This is a genomic window from Mycobacterium sp. TH-M15 (genome assembly GCF_057473705.1).
The window spans coordinates 1-5,308 of the sequence record NZ_JBYCLB010000372.1 but is presented as its reverse complement, the minus strand read 5'-3'; the positions used below and the strand labels follow the sequence as shown (position 1 = coordinate 5,308).

The 5,308-nt window shown below is 71.2% G+C and carries 4 protein-coding genes and 1 pseudogene; 2 read left to right on the top strand and 3 right to left on the bottom strand.

Translation table 11 applies throughout. From position 1 onward, the window contains the following. On the bottom strand, positions 1 to 1,288 hold a 1,288-nt coding region (locus tag AC2VNT_RS09140; RefSeq protein ID WP_486946554.1), incomplete at its 3' end, for a mannitol dehydrogenase family protein. A gap of 30 nt (positions 1,289 to 1,318) precedes the next feature. On the opposite strand from AC2VNT_RS09140, the gene AC2VNT_RS09135 reads away from it, so the two are divergent. Both AC2VNT_RS09135 and AC2VNT_RS09130 read left to right on the top strand, forming a co-directional pair. Further along, positions 1,319 to 3,553, top strand: a complete 2,235-nt coding sequence (locus AC2VNT_RS09135) for an ATP-dependent DNA ligase (RefSeq protein WP_486946553.1) — start codon at positions 1,319 to 1,321, stop codon at positions 3,551 to 3,553. 6 nt (positions 3,554 to 3,559) lie between these two features. After that, positions 3,560 to 4,501, top strand: a pseudogene (locus AC2VNT_RS09130) (fumarylacetoacetate hydrolase family protein); the annotation flags it as partial. Between the two features lie 19 nt (positions 4,502 to 4,520). On the opposite strand, the gene AC2VNT_RS09125 reads toward AC2VNT_RS09130, so the two are convergent. Both AC2VNT_RS09125 and AC2VNT_RS09120 read right to left on the bottom strand, forming a co-directional pair. After that, on the bottom strand, positions 4,521 to 4,664 hold the full coding sequence (locus tag AC2VNT_RS09125; protein ID WP_486946552.1) for a hypothetical protein: 144 nt from the start codon (positions 4,662 to 4,664) through the stop codon (positions 4,521 to 4,523). Positions 4,665 to 4,793: 129 nt separating this feature from the next. Beyond that, the coding region (locus tag AC2VNT_RS09120; RefSeq protein ID WP_486946551.1) for a neutral/alkaline non-lysosomal ceramidase C-terminal domain-containing protein at positions 4,794 to 5,308 on the bottom strand (515 nt) is incomplete at its 5' end.

Genomic DNA, 5,308 nt, shown 5'->3' with positions numbered 1-5,308 from the left:
TGTTCTCGACGAACGCCCGCGGGTGGGCGCGCTGGGACCTGGCGATCGGCACCAGCGACGCGGCCAACCCGTCGACCACGTCGATCGGCTGGCCCTGCTCGTCGATGCCCTCGGCGTAGCGGGCCCAGCCCGCGACCGCCGCCGCCGCCAGCCGGACCGGGCCGCCGCCGGCCAGGTTGTCGCGGAGCACCGGCAGCAGCCACGGCGGGATGCGATCCGGCGAGTAGGCGCAGAGCCGGGCGATCGTGTCGCGCGTTCCCGGGTTGGCGAACCGGTCGATCAGGCTGCGGGAGTAGTCGGTCAGGTCGATGCCGGGCACCGGCCGCAGGGTGGGAATCGCCTCGGAGTCGAAGTAGTCGAGCAGGAACCGCGCCAACAGTGGGTCACCGGCCGCCTCGTGCACCATCCGGTGGCCGCACAGGTAGGCGAAGTAGCACAGGCATTGGTGACCGGCGTTGAGCAGCCGCAGCTTCATCGCCTCGTAGGGCGTCACATCGTCGACCAGCAGCACGCCGGCGTCCTCCAACGGTGGCCGGCCCGAACCGAACTCGTCCTCGAGGACCCAGCTGGTGAACGGCTCGGTGGTGACCGGCCACCGGTCTTCGACGCCGAAGTCGCGCCGCAGCGCCGCGATCACCTCCTCCGTGGTGGCCGGGGTGATCCGGTCCACCATCGAGTTGGGGAATCGCACCTGGGCGTCGATCCAGCCGGAGAGGCCGGGCGCGTCGTGTTCGGCCTGGGTGAGGACGGCCCGCCGGGCCGCGTCGCCGTTGCGTTCGATGTTGTCGCAGGAGACGATCGTCGGCGCCGCGACGCCGAGATCGCGACGGCGGCTCAGCGCGGCGACGATCAGCGCGAACGCCGAGACCGGATCGTCGGTGGCGGTTCCGCGGTAACCGCCCTCGGTGATGGTCAGCGAGATGATCCGGGTGGTGGGCGCGGCCAGGGTCTGAACCACCGCGGCCGGGTCGTCGGGTGCGTACCGGTAGTCGAGGATCGACCCGATCACCCGGGCGTCCCGGCGGCCGTCGGCGCCCTCGACGACCAGCGTGTACAGCCCGTCCTGGGCGCGCAGCACATCACGCATCCGCCGATCGGCCGGCAGCACCCCGATTCCGCAGATACCCCAGTCGCCGGCCCGCGCCAGCAGCCGGTCGATGTAGGCGGCCTGATGGGCCCGGTGGAATCCGCCGACCCCGACGTGGGCGATGCCGATCCCGACCGCGCCACGGCGGTAATCCGGCGTGCGGATCGACAGCCGCGCCACGGTGTCGTTGCGAAGCTTCATCGTCCCTCCCGGCCGACGTAGGTTGGCAGCATGGGTCCGTCGCCCCGGGTGAAGCTCACCAACCCCGACAAGGTGCTGTACCCGGCCACCGGCACCACCAAGGCCGACGTCTTCGACTACTACACCCGAATCGCCGAGGTGATGCTGCCACATATCGCCGGCCGGCCGGTGACCCGCAAACGGTGGCCGAACGGGGTCGAGGCGGATTCGTTCTTCGAAAAGCAGCTCGCGTCGTCGGCCCCGGACTGGCTGGCCCGCGACGGGATTCGGCACCAATCCGGTCTGACGACCTACCCGGTCGTCGAGGACGTCGACGGGCTGGCCTGGCTCGCCCAGCAGGCGGCGCTGGAGGTGCACGTACCGCAGTGGCGGTTTGTCGACGGGGCTCCGGGGCCGGCGACCCGGCTGGTCTTCGACCTCGATCCCGGTGCGGGGGTGGGGTTGGCCCAGCTGGCCGACGTGGCGCGGGCGGTCCGGGATCTGGTCGCCGACATCGGTCTTGTCACCTTCCCGCTCACCAGTGGCAGCAAGGGTCTGCACCTGTATGCTCGGCTGGACAAGCCGGTGAACGGTGTCGGTGCGGTGGCGCTGGCCAAAGCTGTTGCGCAACAACTGGAAAGCTCGATGCCAGATCGGGTGACCGCGACCATGGCCAAGAGCAGGCGCACCGGCAAGGTGTTCGTCGACTGGAGCCAGAACAACGCGTCGAAGACCACCATCGCGCCGTACTCGCTGCGCGGGCGAGCGCAGCCGACGGTGGCCGCGCCGCGCGCCTGGGCCGAACTCGACGACCCGCGGCTGCGGCAGCTGCGCTACGACGAGGTGCTGGACCGGGTGGCCGCCGACGGCGACCTGCTGGCCGGCCTGGACCCGCCGATGACGATCGATAACCGGCTGGCCGGCTACCGCAGCCGACGCGATCCGGCCAAGACGCCCGAGCCGGTGCCGGTCGGCGCGTCGAGGTCCGGGTCGGGCAGCACCTTCGTGATCCAGGAGCACCGCGCCCGCCGGCTGCACTACGACTTCCGGCTGGAGCGTGACGGGGTGCTGGTCTCCTGGGCGGTTCCGAAGAACCTGCCCGACCGGCCCGCGGTCAACCACCTCGCGGTGCGCACCGAGGACCATCCGCTGGAGTACGGCAGCTTCCAGGGCACGATCCCGAAGGGCGAGTACGGCGCCGGCATCGTCACCATCTGGGATTCCGGCAGCTACGAGACGGAGAAGTTCGGCGACGACGAGGTCGTGGTCACCCTGCACGGCGACCGGGTCTCCGGACGGTACGCGCTGATCCGCACCGGCGGGGATCAGTGGCTGGCGCACCGGATGAAGGACCAGCCGGTCGCCTTCGACGAGCTGCTGCCGATGCTGCCCAGATCCGGATCGGTGGCGAGCCTGACACCGGAGGTGTGGGCCTTCGAAGGCAAATGGGACGGCTACCGCCTGCTCGTCGACGCCGACCACGGAACGGTGCGGCTTCGCTCCCGCAGCGGCCGCGACGTCACCGATGCCTACCCGCACCTGCGGTCGCTGGCCGCCGATCTCGCCGACCACCACGCGGTACTCGACGGCGAGATCGTCGCCCTCGACGAAGCCGAGGTGCCGAACTTCGCCGAGATGCAGAACAGCGCCCGCGCCGAGCGGGTCCAATTCTGGGCGTTCGACGTCGTCTACCTCGACGGCCGGCCGCTGCTGCGGGCCGGCTACCGCGACCGCCGCCGGCTGTTGGAGCTGCTAGCCGACGGCACCAACCTAGTCGTTCCGGAGCTGCTGTCGGGCACCGGCGACGATGCCCTGGCAGAGTCACGTCGCCGCGGCTGGGAGGGCGTGGTCGCCAAGAAATGGGGGTCGACGTACCTGCCCGGCCATCGCTCCACCTCCTGGATCAAGGAGAAGCACTGGCGGACACAGGAAGTCGTGATCGGCGGTTGGCGCTCCGGTGAAGGCGGGCGCAGCAGTGGCATCGGATCGCTGTTGATGGGCATCCCCGGCGGCGGTGGGCTGCGTTTCGTCGGCCGGGTCGGCACTGGTTTCACCGAGGACGACCTGGCGGTGCTGAAACAGATCCTGGCGCCGCTGCACACCGGCGAATCACCGTTCGCCGGAACGCTTCCCAAGAACGACGCGAAACGGGTGACGTTCGTCTCGCCGACGCTGGTCGGCGAGGTGCGCTACAACGAACGGACGCCGGACGGCCGGCTGCGACACCCGAGCTGGCGTGGGCTGCGCCGGGACAAGACGTCGGACGAGGTGGTAAGTGAGGAATAACACGACATGCGGTGGGTGACCTATCGGGACGGCGACGGCGAACGCACCGGAGTGCTGGCCGACGAACAGATCCACGCGCTGCCGGCGGGCGCGACGCTGCTCGACCTGATCGGGCGCGGACCGGACGGCCTGCGGGCAGCCGGCGATGCGACGCTGCGGTCGCCGTCAGCGGTGCGGCCGGTGGCCGACGTGGCGCTGCTGGCGCCGATCCCACGGCCCCCGTCCATCCGCGACTCGCTGTGCTTTCTGGACCACATGCGCAACATCCTGGCCGCCACCGGCCGCGACCCGGAGCTGGGCGACGCGTGGTATCGGATACCGGCGTTCTACTTCGCCTGCCCGGCAACGGTGCTCGGGCCGTATCAGGACGCGCCGATGGCGCCGGGCAGCTCCTGGCAGGACTTCGAGCTGGAGATCGCGGCGGTCATCGGGGTGCCCGGCGCCGATCTGTCGGTCGAGGAGGCCGAACGGGCCATCATCGGCTACACCATCTTCAACGACTGGTCGGCACGGGATCTGCAGCAGCTGGAGGGTCGGCTGGCGATCGGGCAGGCGAAGGGCAAGGACAGCGGGGTGACCCTCGGTCCGTATCTGGTCACCCCGGACGAGCTGGAGCCCTACCGGCGCGACGGGCGGCTCAGCCTGCACGCCACCGCGCTGGTCAACGACATGCTCGTCGGCACCGGGTCGACCGGGGCGATGGACTGGAGCTTCGGCGAGGTGATCAGCTACGCCTCCCGCGGCGTGCCGCTCACCCCCGGGGACGTCTTCGGCTCGGGGACGGTGCCCACCTGCACTCTCATCGAACATCTCAATCGGGCGGCGCCGCAGTCGTTTCCGGGCTGGCTGACGGACGGGGATGTGGTGACCCTGCAGGTGCAGGGCCTCGGCGAGACCCGGCAACGGGTTCGGGCCAGCGCCCCGCCGGTGCCGCTGGCGGTGCGACCGCGCCGTTAGTCGGCGATGGTCAGCACCGGGTGGCGGCGCGGATCCGCTGCCGGTGAGCGTCAACCTGAGCCCGGCCGGCGGCCGCGCGCAGCTGGCCGACCGCCCGGTCGTACTCACCCGGGCAGGCGTCTTTTCTCACGAGCACGGTGTTCTTCGTGTCCATCGACACCTCCTGTGGGGATGCGGCACGACGCACACTCCATCCAACGTCATGCGCGCCAGCCGAAGTTCCCATGACGCGCGTGGCGATGCGCACTCGCACCAGCCGGCGGTGCCGGCATCACGTCAGCGGCTATGGTGTGAGCGAGATCTCAAACGGCTCCGTTGTGCCGGTGAACGGGTGCAACCGGCCGTCGGCGTCGCGGGCGTCGCCGTCGTAGCGAAGCCGGTACCGACCCGGCGGCGTCTCCGGGGGCACCGTCCAGGTGACCGTGACCAGCGAGCCGTGCCGGCGGACGCGACGCCAGCGGAACACCGTCGACCAGTCGCCGTCGTCGGCGACACCGACCCAGCCGCTCGCCGACTCCCGCTCCACCCGCAGATAGCTGCCGCCGCGGTGCAGGTCGTTGTTCGGATACGCGCCGGCGAAGACCGCCCGCACCGTCGTCCCCGGCCGGTAGGCCGGGCCCGGCGCCTCGATGACGTCGCCGAATCGGTGGCCGGTGATCGGCGTGTCCACCGCCGGGCGGCGCCGGGAGCGCCGCCGGCCGGACAGGTCCGCGGGCGGGTCCCCGGCCGGCACCGGCCGGCCGTCGCGCATCGCCTCGGCCAGCCCGGCCGCCACCTGCTGCAGGGCCGGCAGCTCCC

Coding starts and splice junctions, on each gene's coding strand:
- AC2VNT_RS09135 (WP_486946553.1), top strand. CDS start 1,319: ATGGGTCCGTCGCCCCGGGTGAAGCTCACCAACCCCGACAAGGTGCTG.
- AC2VNT_RS09125 (WP_486946552.1), bottom strand. CDS start 4,664: ATGGACACGAAGAACACCGTGCTCGTGAGAAAAGACGCCTGCCCGGGT.